The organism is Rhodovulum sp. DZ06, from assembly GCF_050586345.1.
GTDB lineage: Bacteria > Pseudomonadota > Alphaproteobacteria > Rhodobacterales > Rhodobacteraceae > JBOCEF01.
The window spans coordinates 30,928-49,765 of record NZ_JBOCEF010000038.1; the positions used below are offsets into that span (position 1 = coordinate 30,928).

At 71.5% G+C, this 18,838-nt stretch carries 18 protein-coding genes; 15 read left to right on the top strand and 3 right to left on the bottom strand.

Annotation, left to right across the window (positions count from 1 at the left end):
- Positions 1–124: 124 nt before the first annotated feature.
- On the bottom strand, positions 125–976 hold the full coding sequence (locus tag ACQ5SO_RS15595) for a flagellar motor protein MotB (protein ID WP_430942548.1): 852 nt from the start codon (positions 974–976) through the stop codon (positions 125–127).
- 202 nt (positions 977–1,178) lie between these two features.
- On the opposite strand from ACQ5SO_RS15595, the gene ACQ5SO_RS15600 reads away from it, so the two are divergent.
- From ACQ5SO_RS15600 to parA, 12 genes are all read left to right on the top strand, one after another.
- Positions 1,179–2,234 carry a FliM/FliN family flagellar motor switch protein gene (locus ACQ5SO_RS15600; protein ID WP_430942549.1) on the top strand — a complete coding sequence of 352 codons (1,056 nt, stop codon included), beginning with the start codon at positions 1,179–1,181 and terminating at the stop codon, positions 2,232–2,234.
- Entirely contained in the window at positions 2,231–2,752 is a 522-nt protein-coding gene (locus tag ACQ5SO_RS15605; protein ID WP_430942550.1) for a hypothetical protein, read from the top strand. Before ACQ5SO_RS15600 ends, ACQ5SO_RS15605 begins: the two co-directional genes overlap by 4 nt.
- Positions 2,749–3,108, top strand: coding sequence for a response regulator (locus tag ACQ5SO_RS15610; RefSeq protein WP_430942551.1), 360 nt, complete (start codon positions 2,749–2,751; stop codon positions 3,106–3,108). Before ACQ5SO_RS15605 ends, ACQ5SO_RS15610 begins: the two co-directional genes overlap by 4 nt.
- Before the next feature lie 13 nt (positions 3,109–3,121).
- On the top strand, positions 3,122–5,218 hold the full coding sequence (locus ACQ5SO_RS15615; RefSeq protein ID WP_430942552.1) for a chemotaxis protein CheA: 2,097 nt from the start codon (positions 3,122–3,124) through the stop codon (positions 5,216–5,218).
- Positions 5,215–5,721 carry a chemotaxis protein CheW gene (locus ACQ5SO_RS15620; protein WP_430942553.1) on the top strand — a complete coding sequence of 169 codons (507 nt, stop codon included), beginning with the start codon at positions 5,215–5,217 and terminating at the stop codon, positions 5,719–5,721. Before ACQ5SO_RS15615 ends, ACQ5SO_RS15620 begins: the two co-directional genes overlap by 4 nt.
- A 32-nt stretch (positions 5,722–5,753) precedes the next feature.
- Positions 5,754–8,621, top strand: coding sequence for a methyl-accepting chemotaxis protein (locus ACQ5SO_RS15625; RefSeq protein WP_430942554.1), 2,868 nt, complete (start codon positions 5,754–5,756; stop codon positions 8,619–8,621).
- 3 nt (positions 8,622–8,624) lie between these two features.
- Positions 8,625–9,482 carry a CheR family methyltransferase gene (locus tag ACQ5SO_RS15630; protein ID WP_430942555.1) on the top strand — a complete coding sequence of 286 codons (858 nt, stop codon included), beginning with the start codon at positions 8,625–8,627 and terminating at the stop codon, positions 9,480–9,482.
- Positions 9,479–10,072 (top strand): chemotaxis protein CheD, encoded by a 594-nt coding sequence (locus ACQ5SO_RS15635; RefSeq protein WP_430942556.1) that lies wholly within the window; start codon positions 9,479–9,481, stop codon positions 10,070–10,072. Before ACQ5SO_RS15630 ends, ACQ5SO_RS15635 begins: the two co-directional genes overlap by 4 nt.
- Positions 10,072–11,178: a protein-glutamate methylesterase/protein-glutamine glutaminase gene (locus ACQ5SO_RS15640; protein WP_430942557.1), complete on the top strand. Its 1,107-nt coding sequence runs from the start codon at positions 10,072–10,074 to the stop codon at positions 11,176–11,178. The genes ACQ5SO_RS15635 and ACQ5SO_RS15640 overlap by 1 nt, the downstream gene beginning before the upstream one ends.
- A gap of 13 nt (positions 11,179–11,191) precedes the next feature.
- The gene (locus ACQ5SO_RS15645; RefSeq protein ID WP_430942558.1) at positions 11,192–11,572 is read left to right on the top strand and encodes a response regulator; all 381 of its coding nucleotides are present in this window, start codon (positions 11,192–11,194) and stop codon (positions 11,570–11,572) included.
- Between the two features lie 546 nt (positions 11,573–12,118).
- Positions 12,119–13,546, top strand: a complete 1,428-nt coding sequence (gene rimO / locus ACQ5SO_RS15650) for a 30S ribosomal protein S12 methylthiotransferase RimO (protein WP_430942559.1) — start codon at positions 12,119–12,121, stop codon at positions 13,544–13,546.
- An 81-nt stretch (positions 13,547–13,627) separates the two neighbouring features.
- Entirely contained in the window at positions 13,628–14,242 is a 615-nt protein-coding gene (parA, locus tag ACQ5SO_RS15655) for a ParA family partition ATPase (protein WP_430942560.1), read from the top strand.
- Between the two features lie 27 nt (positions 14,243–14,269).
- Here parA and ACQ5SO_RS15660 read toward each other — a convergent pair whose 3' ends face one another.
- Positions 14,270–15,151 (bottom strand): DUF1963 domain-containing protein, encoded by an 882-nt coding sequence (locus ACQ5SO_RS15660; protein ID WP_430942561.1) that lies wholly within the window; start codon positions 15,149–15,151, stop codon positions 14,270–14,272.
- Positions 15,152–15,192: 41 nt separating this feature from the next.
- Between ACQ5SO_RS15660 and ACQ5SO_RS15665 the strand changes: the two genes are divergently transcribed.
- The 3 genes from ACQ5SO_RS15665 to ACQ5SO_RS15675 all read left to right on the top strand — a co-directional run bounded on the left by ACQ5SO_RS15665 (position 15,193) and on the right by ACQ5SO_RS15675 (position 17,230).
- Positions 15,193–15,738, top strand: a complete 546-nt coding sequence (locus ACQ5SO_RS15665) for a GNAT family N-acetyltransferase (protein WP_430942562.1) — start codon at positions 15,193–15,195, stop codon at positions 15,736–15,738.
- Between the two features lie 132 nt (positions 15,739–15,870).
- Positions 15,871–16,518, top strand: a complete 648-nt coding sequence (locus tag ACQ5SO_RS15670) for a GntR family transcriptional regulator (RefSeq protein WP_430942563.1) — start codon at positions 15,871–15,873, stop codon at positions 16,516–16,518.
- A gap of 130 nt (positions 16,519–16,648) precedes the next feature.
- A complete protein-coding gene (locus tag ACQ5SO_RS15675; RefSeq protein ID WP_430942564.1) occupies positions 16,649–17,230 on the top strand; it encodes a hypothetical protein in 582 nt (193 codons plus the stop codon).
- Between the two features lie 188 nt (positions 17,231–17,418).
- Here ACQ5SO_RS15675 and purD read toward each other — a convergent pair whose 3' ends face one another.
- A complete protein-coding gene (purD, locus tag ACQ5SO_RS15680) occupies positions 17,419–18,693 on the bottom strand; it encodes a phosphoribosylamine--glycine ligase (protein WP_430942565.1) in 1,275 nt (424 codons plus the stop codon).
- Between the last annotated feature and the right edge of the window lie 145 nt (positions 18,694–18,838).

Sequence of the window (18,838 nt, forward strand, 5' to 3'; positions counted from 1 at the left end):
GGGGGCCGCTGGAACGCCGGTCGGGCGCCGGTCGGGCGTCGGGTCGGGCGCCGGGCCGCGCGCCACGAAAAAGGGCCGCCCCCCGCGGGGACCGGCCCTTTCCGTCTGCCTGCGCCTGCGTCGCTCAGCGGTCGGAGCGCAGGATGGTCACCGCGATCCGCCGGTTGCGCGGCGAGGCCGGGTTGTCCGGCGTCGCCAGGTCGCTGTCCGCCTTGCCCACGACCCGGTTGATCCGGGTCTCGGGCAGGCCGGCGGCCACCAGGGTCCGGCGGGCGGCATGCGCCCGGTCCGAGCTGAGCTCCCAGTTGCCATAGCCCGCGTCGCGGTAGGGCGCGGAATCGGTGTGCCCTTCCACGGCGACTTCGTTCTCGAGCATCGCGGCCACCTCGCCGATCATCGTCAGCAAGGCGGTCATGGTCGGGGTCGGCTCAGCCTTGCCCCGGCCGAACAACGGCCGCTCCTCGGTGTCGAACAGCTCGATGATGAGCCCCTCGTCGGTCACCCGCGTCCGGATGTGACGCAGCAGCTCGTCCGCCACGTCGCTTTCCCCGCGCATCCCCTCGAAGACCTCGGCGACCCGCTCCAGCGGATCGGTCTTCTCACCCTCGGCCTCGCCGGCCGCCTCGTCCTCCATGACGCCGGTGGCGCCCCTGGCCTGTTCGGACTCGGTCGGGTTCTCGTCCTCCGCACCGCGGCCGGACTGGGTCAGCGTCTCTTCCGACAGGACGGAATCGCCGCCGAACGCGCCGGACCCGCCGCCCGAGATCCGGGCGATGGGCACCTTGGGGTCGAAATATTCGGCCAACCCCTTGCGCTGATCCTCGGACGTGGCGTTCAGCAGCCACATGAGGAGGAAGAAGGCCATCATCGCGGTCACGAAGTCCGCATAGGCCACTTTCCAGGCGCCGCCGTGGTGGCCGTCGCCGCCCCCGGCTTTCTTCTTCTTGATAATCGTAACGCCGGCATCGTTCGCCATGACGCACGCTCCTTCTACGCAACTCACCCAGGGCCCTTGATACAGGCAGGAAGTTACGCAGCGGTTTCCCGCCCCGCGGAGGCCCAGGTGCGGCGGCAGGCCGCGGAACGCCCCCTTTCACCCCCCACAACCCCTTGATTCCCGGCGCTTTCCCGTGGCGCGCGGACGGGCGGCGGCGTGCAAAGGCGGCGCGACGGCCCGGATGCTTTTCAGACTTAAGCGGATGGCAACGAAAGCGGTGAAGGATGCGCCGGAACAGAAGCACGAGGACCACGCCCGCATGGCGCAGACCGAGAACGCACTAGCACGCAAGATCAGCGGCGCCCGGGTGGGTCGCGCGCCGATCCCGCGCGTGGAGGAGATCGGCGAGAACTTCGCCAAGATCGTGGACGAGAAGGTGCGCCCGCTGCTGCGCACCATCGTCGGCGCCATCGTCATCGACTGCGAGGTGCGCAAGCTCTCCCGCGTGCTCGAGGACATCCCCGTGCCCGCCATGATCGGCGTGATCAAGGTGAAGGGCTCGAAGAACATGGCCCTCATCAACGTGGGCACCGACCTGATCTTCCACATCGTCGACCTGCGCATGGGCGGCGACCCGGCCCAGGCGCCGATGCCGACGATGCGCTCGATCACCGCGATCGACTGCGCGCTCTGCGCCGATTTCATCAACGCCGTGCTGCAGGCCTTCGAAGGCTCGCTGGCGCTGAACCTCGGGCCGATCCCGCGCGGGGCGATGCGGCTCGACCATTTCGAACAGCACGTGACCATGGTGCGCATCGCGCCCGAGCATTCGGACGTGCTGGTGCTGCGGCTCAGCCTCGACGTGGGCGAGGCGGCGCGGTCCGGCGAATTCGACCTCGTGCTGCCGCTCTCGGTGCTCGACGCCTACCAGGCCGGGGTGGACCCGGCGGCCCAGGCGGCGGCCGAGGCGAAGGAAGAGCAGGGCGACCTGTGGACCGCGCGCATGTCCAAGGCGGCGCGCCAGGCCCCGGCCCAGCTGCGCGCCGTGCTGCACCGCGCGGACATGAGCGTCTCGGAGCTGTCGGCGCTGCAGCCGGGCGACGTGATCCCCCTGCCCGAGGGCAGCCGCGGGCGGGTCGAGATCGTGTTCGAGAAATCCGAGGACCAGACCGCCTTCGCGGTCGGCCGCCTCGGCGCCTTCGAGGGCCGCAAGGCGGTCAAGCTGACGGAGGCGCCCGACGCGGCGCTGGTCGAGAACATTCGAAATCTGACTGATCGGAACGGAGGGGCGGGATGAGCGAGACTTCCGATACGCCGGAACCCGAAGAGGACGGCGCGCCCGGCGCGCTCCCGTCCTGGGTGCCCGGAGACATGGATGACGACGCCGCGGGCGCCGGCGACGCGGCCGATGCGGCGCTCGCCGCGGACGCGGACGACGCGGCGGATGACGCCGTCGACGACGTCGCGGATGAGGGCGACGTCGACGACGGCGCCGCGGCGGCCCCGGCCGACGCGGCGCCGGCGGCGACGGGCGAGCCGGTGACGATCGTGCTGGCAGACCGGCTGCGCACGCCCGAGGCCGAGGAGCTCGCCGAAACCCTGCGCGCCTCCGTCGGCGCCTCGGAACTGGTGTTCGACGCGCGCGAGGTCTCCGACATCGGCGCCGCCGCGGTGGCCTGCATCATCTCGACCCTTCACGCCCGGGCGGACATCTCCCCGCCCGCCGCCATCCTCTCGCCGTCGCCGGCCTTCGTCGACGCGTTTTCAGATCTCGGCCTGTTCCAGGACCTCATGAAGATGGAGTTTCGCCAATGAGCCGCATTCTCGCCGTCGACGACACCCGGGCGCTGCGGAACATGCTCGTGGATTGCCTGGAAAAGGCGGGGCACGAGGTGTTCGTGGCCGCCGACGGGCGCGAAGCGCTCGACCAGCTGCGCAAGCACAAGCCCGACATGGTGATCACCGACCTCAACATGCCGATCATGAACGGCATCGAGTTCATCGAGGCCGCGCGGTCCGAACCCGCCGGCCGCGCGCTGCCCATGCTGCTGCTCACCACCGAGACGGCGGAAGAGCTGAAGGCCCGGGCGCGCAAGGCCAAGGCCACCGGCTGGCTGACCAAGCCGTTCGATCCGGACGTGATCCTGGGTCTGGTCAAGCAGCTCGCCTGAGGGGGCCCGGTCCATGGACGACACCGAAGACTATCTCTCCCTGTTCTTCACCGAGTGCGGCGAGCTCCTGGGCGACCTGCACGAGCATCTCGACGCGATGCTCGACGCCTCCGAAACCGGAGGCTCGGTGGATATCGAGGTCGTGAACGCAGCGTTCCGCGCGGTCCATTCCATCAAGGGCGGCGCGGCGGCCTTCGGCTTCGACGTGCTGATCGCCTTCGCCCATGTCTTCGAGACGGTGATGGACCGGATCCGCTCGGATGAAATGCCGCTGAGCGCGGACGTCGCCCAGCTGCTGGTGCGCGCCGGCGACGGGCTCGAGGTGCTCGTCGAACAGGCGCGGGACGGCGGCGGACCCGCCGATTCCATGGTCGACCGCGTGCGGGTGGAGCTCGAGGAGCTCGCCGGCGTCGCGCCCTCGGCCGCCGAGGAGGCGCCGCCCGCGGCCGCCCCCGCCGCGGCCGCCCCGGCGGTGGAATACGACCCGGATATCGAGCTCGAGACGCGCGAGGTGGTGATCCTCTTCGCGCCCGGCCCGGAATTCATGCATCGCGGCCATGACCCGCTGCGCGTGATCCGCGCGGCGCGGGACATCGACCTGGTGAGCGCCGAGCCCGAGGGATCTCCGCCCTCGATCGAGGAGCTGGACCCCTGGGTCTGCCCCTGGTCCTGGCGGCTGAGCTTCGACACCTCGATGCCGCAGGCCAAGCTGCTCGCCTTCTTCGAACTCTACGACGACACGGCCGAACTGACGGTGGAGTCCGATCCCATGCCGGAAGGCGCATCGCCGCCGCCGCCCAAGGCGGCGCCGGAAGCCGAGGCCGCGCCCGCGGAGCTGGAGGCCGCCGCCCCCGTCCCAAAGTCCGAGGCCAAGGCCGCGGCCGCTGAAGGCGGCGGCGCAAGCTCGCGCACCTCGGTCTCGAAAACCCTGCGGGTCGAGCTGATGCGCATCGACCGGCTGGTCAACCTGGTGGGCGAGATCGTCATCACCCAGGCCGTTCTGGCGCAGAAGCTGTCGGAAACCGACGCGGCGACCTCGCTGGAAATCGGCCACTCGGTCGAGGCGATGACCCGCCAGACGCGCGAGCTGCAGGAAAGCGTCATGGCGATCCGCGCGCAGCCGGTGAAATCGGTGTTCAGCCGCATGCCGCGCGTGGTCCGCGACCTCGCCGACACGCTCAAGAAGGAAGCGCGGCTGGTGGTCTCGGGCGAGCATACCGAGGTCGACACCACGGTGATCGAGGAGCTCGCCGAGCCCCTAACCCACATGCTGCGCAACTCGATGGACCATGGCCTCGAAGGCCCCGAGGAACGCGCCGCGGCCGGCAAGCCGCGCACCGGCACGATCCGCCTCTCGGCCGAACACCGGGGCGAGCGGGTGATCATCACGATCGAGGATGACGGCCGCGGCATCAACCGCCAGCGGGTGATGGAGAAGGCGATCGAGAACGGCCTGATCTCGGGCGAGGAACAGCTGAACCCCGAGGATATCGACCAGCTGATCTTCCACCCGGGCTTCTCAACGGCGGCCGAGGTCTCCTCGGTCTCCGGCCGCGGGGTCGGCATGGACGTGGTGAAGAAGAAGATCCAGAGCCTCGGGGGCCGGTGCCTCGTCACCTCCACCCCCGGCAAGGGCACCCTCTTCACCATCACCCTGCCGCTGACCCTCGCGGTGCTCGACGGCATGACCATCTGCGTGGGCGAGGAGCGATTCATCCTCCCCCTCTCCTCGGTGGTCGAGGCGCTGCGGCTCGAGAACTGCGAGATCGAGCGCCTGCCCGACAACTCCCGCGTGCTCGCGCGGCGCGGCGAATACCTGCGGCTCCTGAGCCTGCGCTCCGCCCTCGGGGTCGAGGGCGCGGCCCAGCCCGAAGAGATGGCCATCGTGGTCGACACCGAAACCAACGGGCACGTCGCCCTGCTCGTCGATGAACTCATCGGCCAGCGCCAGGTCGTGCTCAAGAGCCTCGAGGCCAACTTCCGACGCGTCGACGGCGTGTCGGGCGCGACCATCCTCGGCGACGGCCGCGTCGCCCTGATCCTCGACGTTCCATCGCTCGTGGCCCTCGGCGCCTCGCAGCACTACATCGCGCAGGAGACGTTCCATTGACTGAAGTCAACGATCAGACCGACCCGTTCGGCGCGGACGGAGAAGAGGCGCAGAGCGCCGCCGCCCGCTACAAGCAGTACGTCACCTTCATGGTCGGCGACCGCGCCTATGGCGTGGACATCGTCCAGGTGCGGGAGATCAAGCAGTGGTCCCCCACCACCGGCCTGCCGAACCAGCCCCACTACACCCGCGGCGTGCTGAACCTGCGCGGCACCATCGTGCCCGTGCATGACCTGCGCGCGCGCTTCGGCGGGGCGCTGACCGAGGCGACCGAGACCCATGTCGTGGTCATCGTGTGGATCGGCGACCAGACGGTGGGCGTGCTGGTGGACGCGGTGTCGGACATCGTCACCGTCTCGGTCGACGACATCAGGCCCGTGCCCGACAGCTCGCCCGAGGCCGACGTCTCGTCGATCAGCGGCCTGGTGAACACCGAGGACCACATGGTCGCGCTGCTCGACCTCGTCAACCTGTTCGGGACCCAGCGGGACTTCGCCGCCTGAACGCCTTCCCCCGTTTTCAAGGAACCGACCTGATGTCCATGCCCGGCGCGACGTCGTTCTTCTCACATCTCTCGATCTCGAAAAAACTGACCCTCAGCACCGCCGCGGCGGCGCTGGCGGCCGGGGTCGCGATCGGCGGCATCTCGCTCTACTCGGCGGGAGAGGTGGCCACGCGCAACGCCGCCGACCGCCTGCTTGGAACGGCGCGGCAGGAAGCGGACATGATGGAGTCCTACCTGCGCCAGGTGGACACGGACCTCGCCTTCCTCAGCCTCGGCCAGATGGGCGGGATCAACTTCAGCGAGCTGCTGTCGGGCTGGAACACCCTGCCCGGCGACCGGGCCGCGACGCTGCAATCGGCCTATATCGACGCCAACCCGCACCCCAGCGGGTCGAAGCAGATGCTCGACGACGCCGGCGACAAGACGATCTACTCGGCGATGCACGCCAAGCATCACCCGACCTACCGCGCTTTCCAGGAAAGCCGCGGCTACTACGACCTGTTCCTGATCAGCCCCGAGGGCGACGTCGTCTACACGGTGTTCAAGGAACGCGACTACGCGAAGAACGTCGCCACCGGGCCGCTGGCGAGCTCCGGCCTCGGGCGCGCCTTCCGCAAGGTGGCCGAGGCGCCCCAGCGCGGCCAGATCGTGTTCCAGGATTTCGCCCCTTACGCGCCCAGCGCGGACGCCCCCGCGGCCTTCGCCGCCAGCCCCGTCTTCGACGGGTCGGGCGCCTTCATGGGCGTGGTCGCGCTGCAGCTGCCGCTCGACGTGATCAACCAGCTCGCCGGGCGCAACAACAATGCCGAGGCGGACATCCGCGGCTTCCTGATGGGCGCCGACGGCGTGCTGCGCACCGACATCCCGGGCACCGAGGCCGACGAGACGCTGAGCCTTGAATACGGGGCGGAGGCGCTGCGCGCGCTTGCGCCGGGGGACGCGCAGGTGACCGAGACCTCGGGCCTGTTCGGCGAGCCCTCGATCGCCGGCGCCGCCGCCTTCGACTTCCACGGCTCGACCCTGATCATGGTGACCGAGCAGTCCAAGGCCGGCGTCGGCCGCGAGGTCGCGGCGCTGCGCAACACCATGGGCATGCTGGCCCTTCCGGTGCTGGCGCTGACCATCGGCATCGGCCTGCTGGTCGCGCGCAGCTTCGCGCGCCCGATCCAGCAGATCTCGCACCAGGTGGCGCTGCTGGCCCAGGGCGACGTGACCAAGGTGCACGGGCGCGAGCGCGGGGACGAGATCGGCGATCTCGCCCGCTCGCTCGGCGTGATCCATGACCAGTCGCTGGAAAACCAGCGGATGAGCGCGGCGCTGACCGAGAGCGACGCGATGGTGATGATCGCCGACCAGGACATGACCATCGTCTACGTGAACGAGGCGATGAAGCGCGGGCTGGAGCCGGTGCTGCCGGCGCTGCAGAAGATCAAGCCGGGCTTCTCGCTCGACGATCTCGTCGGCACCAACGTGCACATCTTCCACAAGGACCCGGAATATGTCGAGGACGCGGCGCAGAAGCCGCGGACGTCGAATTCCGAACTGATCCGCCTCGGCGGCCGGTATTTCGGCCTCCACATCACCGTGATGAACAACAAGCGGGGCGAGAAGATCGGCTACGGCGTCACCTGGCGCGACCGGACCGAGAACATCCATGTCGAGCAGCAGATCGAGGAAGTCATGCAGGCGGTCAGCCGCGGCGACTTCTCGCGCCGCCTCAAGCTCGACACCCGCATGCACTTCATGAAGCGCATCGCCGAAGGCGTGAACGAGATCTGCGAGGTCTCCGAAAGCTTCATGAGCGAGCTGAACGACGTCATGGCGGGCGTGACCAAGGGCGAGCTGACCCGCCGCATGGCGGCGGCCCACCAGGGCCAGCTGGCCGACGTGGCGAAGAACGTCAACGCCACCATCTCCAAGATCTCCGAGCTGGTGGCCGACATCAAGCGCGCCACCGGGTCGATGGGCGACAGCACCGTGCTGATCGCCGACGGCGCGCAGGAGCTGTCGGGCCGCACCGAGGCGCAGGCCTCCTCGCTCGAGGAGACGGCGGCGACGATGGAGGAGATGACCGCCAACGTGAAGGCCAACGCCGAGAACGCGGACAAGGCCAACGACCTGGCGCAGGACGCGGCCGACCGCGCCCGCGGCGGCAAGGACGTGATGCGCGACGCCGTCTCGGCCATGAGCCTGATCGAGGAGAGCTCGCACAAGATCTCCGACATCATCTCGGTGATCGAGAGCATCGCCTTCCAGACCAACCTGCTGGCGCTGAACGCGGCGGTCGAGGCGGCGCGCGCGGGCGAGGCCGGCAAGGGCTTCGCCGTCGTCGCGGCCGAGGTGCGCACCCTCGCGCAGCGGTCCTCCCAGGCGGCCAAGGACATCACCGCGCTGATCCAGGACAGCTCCGAGCATGTCGGCAAGGGCGTGAAGCTGGTGCAGTCCACCGGCGACGCGCTGCAGGAGATCGTGGACAGCATCGCCCGGGTCGCGGACACGATCCAGGACATCTCGGCCGCGAGCCGCGAGCAGTCCTCGGGCGTCGAGGAGATCTCCATCGCCGTCAGCCACATGGACGAGATGACCCAGAAGAACTCGACCATGGCCGAGCAGAGCGCCGCCTCGGCGCGCGGGCTGCAGAACGAAACCGCCTGGCTGCTCGACCTGGTCAGCTTCTTCCGCGTCGACGAGGCGTCCGAGAAGGCGGCCGCGAAGCGCAGCGACAAGGCCTCGCGCTCGGCCCCGGCGGCGGCGAAGGCGCCCGTGAAGGCGCCGGAGCCGCGCGCCGCCGCGCCCGCGTCCCGGCCCGCCCCCGCGGCGCCGCGCAAGGCCGCCGCCGCCGCGCCCGCCGCCGCCGTGCCGACGACCGCGCCGGACCAGGACTGGTCGGAGTTCTGATCGATGTCGGCCCTGCCCCAACCCAAGAACGAACCCGCCGGCGAGGCCGCGCGCGACTTCCTGATGACCGACGACGATTTCCATCGCGTCGCGCGGATGGTCGAGGCGATGGCCGGGATCATCCTGAAGGACCACAAGCGGCAGATGGTGTACACGCGCCTCTCGCGCCGCCTGCGGGCCCTCGGGATCGACACCTTCGCGGCCTATCTCGACCTGGTGGACAGCCCGGCCGGCGCGGCCGAGGTCGGGGAATTCGCCAACGCGGTGACCACCAACCTGACCTCCTTCTTCCGGGAGGCGCACCATTTCGAGCACCTGTCGAAGGAGGTGCTCACCCCCCTGACCGAGGCGGGCGCGCGGCGGATCCGGATCTGGTCCGCGGGCTGCTCGACCGGCGAGGAACCCTACACGATCGGCATGACCGCGCTGTCCCAGCCCAGTTTCACCGCCGGGCGCGACCTGCGAATCCTGGCGACGGACCTCGACACCAACGTGCTGGCGACCGGCCGGGCGGGCGAATACCCGTCCGACAAGCTCAAGGGCGTGCCCGAGGCCCTGCGCCGCGCGCACATGTCCCCGACCCCGACCGGCGCGAAATTCAATGACCGCATCAAGTCCCTGATTTCCTTCCGGCAGCTGAACTTGCTGCACGACTGGCCCTTCAAGGGACCGTTCGACGTCATCTTCTGTCGAAACGTCGTGATCTATTTCGATACGGAAACGAAGAACCGGCTGGTGAACCGATACGCCCAGATGCTCACGCCCAACGGCGTGCTCTATCTCGGCCACTCGGAATCCCTGCTGGGCGAACATCCGCTCCTGCGCTCGGAAGGGCGCACCATCTACCGGAGGCGTACGTGATCACGACTTCAGCCAGGGACAGCTCGGCCTATTTCGACCCGAAGATCAACGCGTGGTCCATCAGCGTGCTGCCCGGTCATCACAAGGTGATCGACACGCCGGACACCGCCGTGTCGACCCTGCTCGGCTCCTGCGTCGCGGCCTGCATCCGCGACGTGCGCCGGGGGATCGGGGGCCTCAACCATTTCCTGCTGCCGGGCGAGGCCGGGGACGGCGCCGGCTCGGCCCGCTACGGCGTCAACGCCATGGAGGTGTTGATCAACGACATCCTGCGCCGCGGCAGCAGCAAGGCGGACCTGGAGGCGAAGATCTTCGGCGGCGCCAACGTGATCGACACCGCGGCGAAGGAGACGGTGGGCATCCGCAACGGCCGTTTCGTCGAGGATTACCTGCGCTCGGAGGGGATCCGCGTCGCCGCGCGCGACCTGGGCGGCGATCGCGCGCGCCGGGTGTTCTTCTTTCCCTCCTCGGGGCGCGCCTCGGTGCTGCGCCTGCCGCCGTCGGCCAGCTCGCGCATGCGGGCCGAGGAGAAACAGCTCGCCAAGCAGGCGCAATCCGCGCCGAAGGCGGGCGGGGTGGAGCTGTTCTGATGCCGGGCGCTGGATCCTTCAGGAAGATATCCGCGGTGGTGGTCGACGATTCGCTGCTGATGCGGATGATGGTGCGCGACGCGCTGGAGCGGGACGGGGACATCTCGGTCACGGGCCTCGCGCGCGACACCTCCGAGGCGCGGGCGCTGATCAAGCAGGTCAATCCCGACGTGGTCACGCTCGACGTCGAGATGCCGGGCATGAACGGGCTCGAGTTCCTCGAGAAGATCATGACCCTGCGCCCGATGCCGGTGATCATGGTCTCGAGCCTCACGGCGCGGGGGGCGGACGCGACGCTCGCCGCGCTGGAGATCGGCGCGGTCGACGTGGCCCAGAAGCCCCACGGCAAGGACGGCGCCGACCGGTTCGGGCAGATGCTGCGCGAGAAGGTGCGGATGGCCGCCGGCGCCAAGGCGCGCGCGCGCTGCGCCGCCCCGGCGCGGCGTCCCGCGGCGGCCGGCGGCATGGCCGCGCAGGGCGTCGGGCGACCCGCCGCGGGCGGGTCCTGGAAGCGCGCGCTGATCGCCATCGGCGCCTCGACCGGCGGCGTGGCGGCCCTGTCGCGGGTGCTGTCCGAGCTGCCCCGCACCTGCCCGCCCATCGTGATCGCCCAGCACATGCCGCCCGACTACACGGGGCGGTTCTCGAACCGGCTTGCCGAACAGCTCGGCCGCGACGTGGCCGAGGCGAAGGACGGGGAGATCATCGGCCAGGGCGCGGTGCGCATCGCGCCCGGCGATTACCACCTCGAGGTGCACCGCGCCGGGCCGAAGGCGCGCCTCTCGCTCAGCCAGGGGCCGCCCGTGTCGGGCCACCGGCCCTCGGTCGACGTGCTGTTCCGCTCGGTGGCCAGGGCCTACGGGGCCGATGCGGTCGGGGTGATCCTGACCGGCATGGGCCGCGACGGCGCCGAGGGCCTGCGAGAGATGCGCCAGGCCGGCGCGCACTGTCTTGGTCAGGGTCCGGAAAGCTGCGTCGTCTATGGAATGCCCAAGGCGGCCGCCGAGATCGGGGCCCTGAACGAAACCCGGGAGCTTTCGGCGCTCCCTTCCCGAATATGCACCGCCGCGCAAACCCCTTCCCGCGCGACCGGCGCCGCACTTTGAACAGGAGACGGACATGCCTGCAGCCAAATCCCTGAAGGTCCTCGTCGTCGACGACCAGCAAACCATGCGCGGCCTCGCGCGCCAGTGTCTCAAGCGCCTCGGCGTCGTGGACGTGGCGCTGGCCGCCACCGCCGACGCGGCCCTCGACGCGCTGAACCAGAAGAAGTTCGACGTGGTCATCTCGGACCTCAACATGCCGGGGATGAGCGGCGTCGAGCTGGCCGAGAAGATCAAGTCGCACCCGGTGCTCAACCGCATCCCGGTGTTCCTCGCCACCTCGGAAAGCTATCGCGACCAGGCCGAGGGCGACACGGTGGACCACTTCGTGGCCAAGCCGTTCTCGGTGGCCGACATGCGCACCGCGTTCGAGGCGCATCTGGGCGAGCTGACCTGACGGCACGGCCCGGACCCGCGCTGCAAGCCGCTGCAGCGCGGGACGCCCGCCCGCGCTTCCCGCCGACGGGGCCGCCCCGCCGGGCGCGCCTCCCGGGCGGGGTCTGCCGCCCGCGCGGCGGCGCCGCGCGGTCCGACCGGTCGGTCCTCCTCAGCCCTGCGCCCTTGCGCGCAGGCGATGGAGCGAAGCGCGCGCAACCGCGGCTGATCGGCCGCGCCCCAACCCCCGCGCGCGTCGACCCGGCGGCATCCCCGCCGCGGCGCCGGGGCGGCGGGGGTGCGACCCGGGAGTTCCGCAATGGGACCCGGAAACGACCGGCGCGACCCGGAAGCGGCCGACCGAAGAACACGGCCTGCGCGCGGCGCCCTCAAGGCGCGCGCTCGACACGGGCGGCCCGCGCGCCACGCCAGAGCCACGCCCACCCGCCACTCACGCCCCCGCCCGCAGCGCCGCGCGGGCGCCCGGCCCGCAACAGGCGCGCGGCCCGACGCGCGGCCCCGCAAACGCGCCCTTCCGGCCCGGCCCGCCGCGCTGTATAGCCCCGGCATGACCCAGCCCGATGACGCCCAGCGCCCCGCCGCGCCCAACCTGCGCGCCGACCGTCCCGACCTCGCCCCCGCCCCCCGGCTGGGGGACCCGGAGGCGCGCGAGGGGCAGAAGCGCATCGGCATGGTCTCCCTCGGCTGCCCCAAGGCGCTGGTGGACAGCGAACGAATCCTGACGCGCCTGCGCGCCGAGGGCTACGCCATCTCGCCCGACTATGACGGCGCCGACGCCGTGATCGTGAACACCTGCGGCTTCCTCGACACCGCCAAGGCCGAAAGCCTCGACGCGATCGGCGAGGCGCTGGCCGAGAACGGCAAGGTCATCGTCACCGGCTGCCTCGGGGCCGAGGAGGACTATATCCGCGGCACGCATCCCAGCGTCCTCGCCGTCACCGGCCCGCATCAATACGAACAGGTGCTCGACGCCGTCCACGCCGCGGCCCCCCCCGCGCCGGACCCGTTCGTGGACCTGCTGCCCGCCACCGGCGTCAAGCTCACCCCCCGGCACTTCGCCTATGTGAAGATCTCCGAGGGCTGCAACCACGCCTGCAAGTTCTGCATCATCCCCGACATGCGCGGCAAACTCGTCTCGCGCCCCGCCAACGCGGTGCTGCGCGAATGCGAACGCCTCAGCGACGCCGGCGTCGGGGAACTCCTCATCATCTCCCAGGACACCTCCGCCTACGGGCTGGACCTGAAACACGCGGAAAGCCGCTGGCGGGACGAGGACTGGCGCGCCCATATCCTCGACCTCACGAAGGGCCTCGCGCGCCTGCCCGCCTGGTCGCGGCTGCACTACGTCTACCCCTACCCCCATGTGGACCGGCTGATCGAACACATGGCCGAGCCGGGGGACGAGGGCGGCGTGCTGCCCTATCTCGACATTCCGTTCCAGCATTCCCACCCGGATGTGCTGAAACGCATGGCCCGCCCCGCCGCGTCCTCGAAAACGCTCGAGCGCATCGCCGCCTGGCGCGCCATCCGCCCCGAGATCACCCTGCGCTCCACCTTCATCGTCGGCTATCCCGGTGAGACGGAGGCGGAATTCCAGCACCTTCTCGACTGGCTCGACGAGGCCCAGCTCGACCGCGTCGGCTGCTTCCAGTACGAGAACGTGAAAGGCGCCCGCGCCAATGACCTGCCCGGCCATGTGCCGGAGGAGGTCAAGCAGGACCGCTGGAACCGCTTCATGGAGAAATCCGCGGCGATTTCCGAAGCCAAGCTGCAGGCCAAGGTCGGCAAGCGCGTCCAGGTGATCGTCGACGAGGTCGACGAGGACGGCGCCACCTGCCGCACCTGGGCCGATGCGCCCGAGATCGACGGGAACCTCTTCATCGACGAGGGGTTCGAAAATCTCGCCCCCGGCGACAAACTTCATGTGGTGATCGACGAAGCCTCCGACTACGATCTGTGGGGTCGCCCCGCCTGATCCAGCGCCCGCCAGAGGCGCGAGGGGCGCCAGAGGCAGGGCCGGGGCGCGGACCCCGGCGGGATCGCAGGGGGAAGGGCCATGGCCGTCGTCGTCTTCGCGCAGCAGAAGGGCGGGTCCGGCAAGACCACGCTCGCCGCCCATCTCGCCGCCGCCTGGCGGCAGGCGGGCATGACCGTGGGGCTGGTGGACGTCGACCCGCAGCGCTCCCTCTCCCGCTGGGCCGAGCTGCGGCGCGACGGGGGCGTGAGCCTTTATTCTTCCAAGGACTGGCGCGCGGGCTCCGACATCCGCGACGCGGCCAAGGGCTGCGACCGGGTGGTGGTGGACTGCCCCGGCGCCGCGGAATCGCTGCTGCGCACCGCCCTGCGCGCCTCCAACCTCGTGGTGCTCCCCTGCCAGCCGACGCAGCTCGACGCCTGGGCCACCGGCGCGATGCTCGAGATGTGCGCCAAGGAGAAGGCCCGCGCGCGCGTGGTCCTCAACCGCGTCCCCGCCCGCGGCGGCACGCTGGAGGAAGCCGAGCGCCTGCTGGCCGAAAGCGGCGCCGAGCTGATGCAGGCGCGGCTCGGCAACCGCGTCGCCTTCTCCAACGCCTTCCTCACCGGGCGTTCGGCGGGGGAGATGCAGCCCCGCTCCATCGCCGCTGCCGAGGCGAAGGCGCTGGAGCAGGAGGTGGAGGCGCTGCTGGGCTGAGGCCCGGGCCCGCCTTCAACCGCCCCCTCAGCAGCCGTCCCAGGTGAATTCGGCGCGCGAGAAATCGCGGGCCGCAAGGTCCGCCGCCGGGATCACCAGCGCCGCCTCGCCCGCATCGCCCCACATGATCGTCTCCTCGTCCCAGCCGAGCCGCAGGATGCAGCGGTCGAGCGGGATCCCCGGCGCGTCCCGTCCGCCCCCGAACAGGGTCACCTCGCCCTGGGTGCTCACCATGTGGCCGCCCGCGTGATGGGCCCAAGCGGGGTTCAGCGCCCCGGCCAGCGCGTCAAGGGCGAGGTCGCGCGCCTGCCCGCCCGCGACCGGATCCGCCGCGGCGGTCGCCCCGCGCAGGGCGTCCTGAACCGCCGCGTCATCCACGGTGGGGCGCATCGCCCCCGACGGTCCCGGCACGATGGCGAAGCCGCGGGCGCATTCCTCTTCCTCGGGGAACGGGCCCTGCGCGCCCGGCGGCTGGGGCAGGATCCGCGCGCCCTGGGGGTCGGGATGCCATTCGACCACGCAGCGCGTGTCGAGGATGCAGATGTCGCGATTGATGAAGACCTGCAGCAGCCCCGCCTGCGGCAGCCCCTCCAGCGCCAGCCCGGCGAGGTCGAGCTGCGCGATCATCAGCATCGGGGCGCCGTCCAGCTCGGGCCAGCCCGCGCCCTCTTGCCGCCAGGCGGGGCCGCCGATGCGCCCGCCGCGGGGCGTGATCTCCGCCTCCATGTCCAGCGCCAGCATCCGCGCCGGGCGGGCCGGCGCCTCGGCCGCCGCCGCGCCGGCCTCATAGGCTGCGCGGGCGAGGCCCGCGACGGCCGGTGAGGCGCCCTCCAGCGCCGCCTCCAGCGCCGCGCGGCCCGCATCATGGTCAGGCGTGAAGGACAGGCCTTCGAAACGCTCGGAAGTCATCGCCGATTCCTTGATGACATACGCGAGGCTACACTGGGCCGATGGTCGATCTCTTCTCAATCCCCGCGCCCGGCCCGCGCGTCGCCTTCCGCCCGCTGCGCGCCCCCGACCGCGACGCCTTCGCGGCGATGCACATGGACAAGCAGGTCTCCGACTGGCTCGGCCGCCGCTTCACCCGCGCCGATGCCGACGCGCTGTTCGGCGTCCTCTCCGACGGCCGCCCCTGGGCGCTGGATGCCGGCCACGGCTTCATCGGCCTCGCCGGTCTGCGCCCCATCCCCGCGGACCTGCCGCCCCACGCCCCCGGCGCGCTCGAAATCCTCTGGCGCCTCGCCCCCGCCGCCCAGGGGCGCGGCTACGCGTCCGAGGCCGCCCGCGCCCTCCTCGCCCACGGCTTCGCGCAAGGCGCCGAAGGCATCCGCGCCTGGACCGCCAGGGCCAATGCGCGCAGCCAGGCCGTCGCTGCACGCATCGGCATGCAGCGGCGCCCGGATCTCGACTTCCTCCACCCCGCCCTGCCCCGAAACCATTCCTTATGCGCCCATGTGGTCTATTGCATGCAGCGGTGTTCATGGCATGAAGGCTGACCGCAGCGCGCCCCCCGCCCCCACGGGCCGGGAGGGGGGAGCCGCGCCCTGTCCCCCGCCCGCCCGTCCCGGCGATGGCGGCGGAGAGGGGACGGCGCGCCCCAGGCCCGGGACGAGAGAAGAGACGCGAGCATGAGACGCGACGCCAGCCGCGATTCCGGGGCCGACGCCTATACCAAGATCCTCGAGGCCATCGACCGCGGCGCCTATCCGCCCGGCGCGCGCCTGGTGGAGACGGAGCTGGCCGAGACCTTCGGCTTCTCGCGCACCCCGATCCGCGAGGCGCTGGGGCGGCTCGAGACCCAGGGCGTCGTCGCCCATGACGGGCGCCGCGGCATGGTGGTGGCCAGCCTCGACCATGACCAGCTGGGGGAACTCTACGAGGTCCGCGCGGTGGTCGAGGGGCTGGCCGCCCGCCTCGCCGCCCGGCACGCCGCGCCCGAAGAAATCGCCATCCTGCGCGAACTGGTCGAGGAAAGCCGCGCTTACGGCGAGCAGCCCGAGGCGCTGCGCGAGAACAACGGCCGCTTCCACCGCCAGCTGCACCGCGCCAGCCACAACCGCTACCTCAACTCGATGCTCGAGGGCATCCGCCGGTCCATGGCGCTGCTGACCCATGCGGGCCTCGCCGATCCCGGCCGCGGCGATGCGACGGTGCATGAGCACGAGGCCATCGTGCAGGCGATCGAGACCCGGGACGAGGCTGCGGCGGATGCGGCGGCGCAGAAGCACATCTCCAACGCCTACAAGACGCGGCTGCGGCTGGAAGCGGACAAGTGACGGCGCGCCGCCCGGCGCCCCTGCCGACGCGCCCGCCCTTGCACCTGGCCGTGCACCTGGCCGTGAACCTGTCCCGGTCGTGATCCTGCTCCGCGTGGCAATGGACGCCGAATCCCCCCATATTCACGCGATGACCGCCGCAAATCGCTCCCACCGGGCCGCCGCAAGCCGTTCCCGCCGGGCCGCCGCCGGGGGCCCTCGCAGGCCCCGTCCCGCCGCCCCGCGCGGCCTGCGCGTCGCCGCGGCGGCCGCGCTGCTGGCGCTGTGCGCCGCCCTGCCCGCCGCCTTGCCCACCGCCCCCGCGGCGGCGCAGGAGGCCGCCGCCGCGCCCGCCTTCCCGACGCTCGAAGACCTGCTCGACGGCGCCGTCCCGATCCCGCCCGAGCGCTGGCAGGCGCTCAGCGCCGGGCGCACGTTGTGGTATTTCCTGCCCGACGGCTACTGGGGGCGCGAGGCCTATATGGGCCGCGGCCCGGACGGGCGCGGCACGGTGGTGTTCGAACATCGCGACGGCGACTGCCTCGAAGGGGCCTGGAGCCATGACGCCATGACCGGCCTCTATTGCTTCGATTTCGACGACGGCCGCACCCATTGCTTCCAGCACGTGGAGTGGGAGGGACGGCTCTTCGCCCTCAGCCTCGGCGGCGACGTGCAGGAGGTGCAGCGCATCGACGACGCCCCCCTCTCCTGCGGCCCCACGCCGATGAGCTGACGCCCCCACGCGCGCAGCGGACGCGCCCCGCGCCCCCGGGCGGCGCAGCCGTCCCGGGCGGGCGGCCGAGCGGGGGGCGCGCCCCCCCGAGGCCGCCCGCACGCCGGCGCCAGGCCACGAAAAAAGGCGCCGGGTTCCCCCGACGCCCCTTCAACTTCACCCCGAACGCGGCGCCCCGAACGCGGATCTCAGAGCGCGCGCCAGCCGATATCCGAGCGCCAGAAGCCCCCCGGCCAGTCGAGCTTGCCGACCGCCTCATAGGCCCGCGCCCGCGCCTCGGCCAGATCCGCGCCGCGGGCGGTGACGTTCAGCACCCGGCCGCCATTGGACAGCACCCTAGCGCCATCGGGGCCGCCCTCGGCCTTCGTGCCCGCATGGAACACCTCGACGCCCTCCACGGCGCCCGCCGCGTCCAGCCCGCCGATCTCCTCGCCCTTCGCATAGGACCCGGGATAGCCCTTCGCGGCCACCACCACCGTCATGGCCGAGCCGCCATGCCAGTCGAGGCTCACGCCCGACAACTCGCCCGTCGCGCAGGCCATCAGCGCCGGGACCACGTCGCCCGCCAGCTGCATCATCAGCACCTGGCATTCGGGGTCGCCGAAGCGCACGTTGAACTCCACCAGCCGCGGCTTGCCGCCTTCGATCATCAGCCCGGCATAGAGCACGCCCTTGTAGGGCGTCCCGCGGCGCGCCATCTCGGCCACCACCGGGCGGACGATCTCCTCCATCGCCTTCGCCTCGATCTCGGCCGAGAGCACCGGCGCCGGGGAATAGGCGCCCATGCCGCCCGTGTTCGGCCCCTCGTCGCCATCGAAAGCGCGCTTGTGGTCCTGCGCGCCGGCCAGCGCCAGGCACGCCTCGCCATCGGTCAGAACGAAGAGCGACGCCTCCTCGCCCGTCATGAATTCCTCGATCACCACCTCGGCGCCCGCCGCGCCGAAGGCGCCGCCGAACATGTCGCGCAGCGCGTCCTCGGCCATCTCCAGCGTCTCGGCCACCACCACGCCCTTGCCGGCGGCGAGCCCGTCGGCCTTGACCACGATCGGCGCGCCCTGCGCGCGCACGTAAGCCAGCGCAGGCTCCAGCGCGTCGAACCGCGCCCAGGCGGCGGTGGGGGCGCCCACGGCGTCGGCCACTTCCTTGGTGAACCGCTTGGAGGCTTCAAGCTCCGCCGCCGCCTTCGACGGGCCGAAGGCCGGGATCCCGGCCGCCTCCAGCGCATCCGCCACGCCCGCGGCCAGCGGCGCCTCGGGGCCGATCACCACGAACTCCACCGCCTTCTCGGCGCAGAAGGCCACGACCGCGGCGCCGTCCTCGGCGTTCAGCGACACGCACTGCGCCACCTGCGCCATGCCGCCATTGCCGGGCGCGGCATACAGCGTATCGCAGAGCGGGCTCTGCGCGATCTTCCAGGCCAGGGCATGTTCGCGGCCGCCGCCGCCGAGGATGAGGATGTTCATGGCGCGCGCCTCCGGGGGAATTTCGGGTTCCGGGGGCTTTTACGGCGCGGGGCGCGCAAGGTCCAGAAGGTGGGGGGGGGGGGGGGGGGGGGGGGGGGGGGGGGGGGGGGGGGGGGGGGGGGGGGGGGGGGGGGGGGGGGGGGGG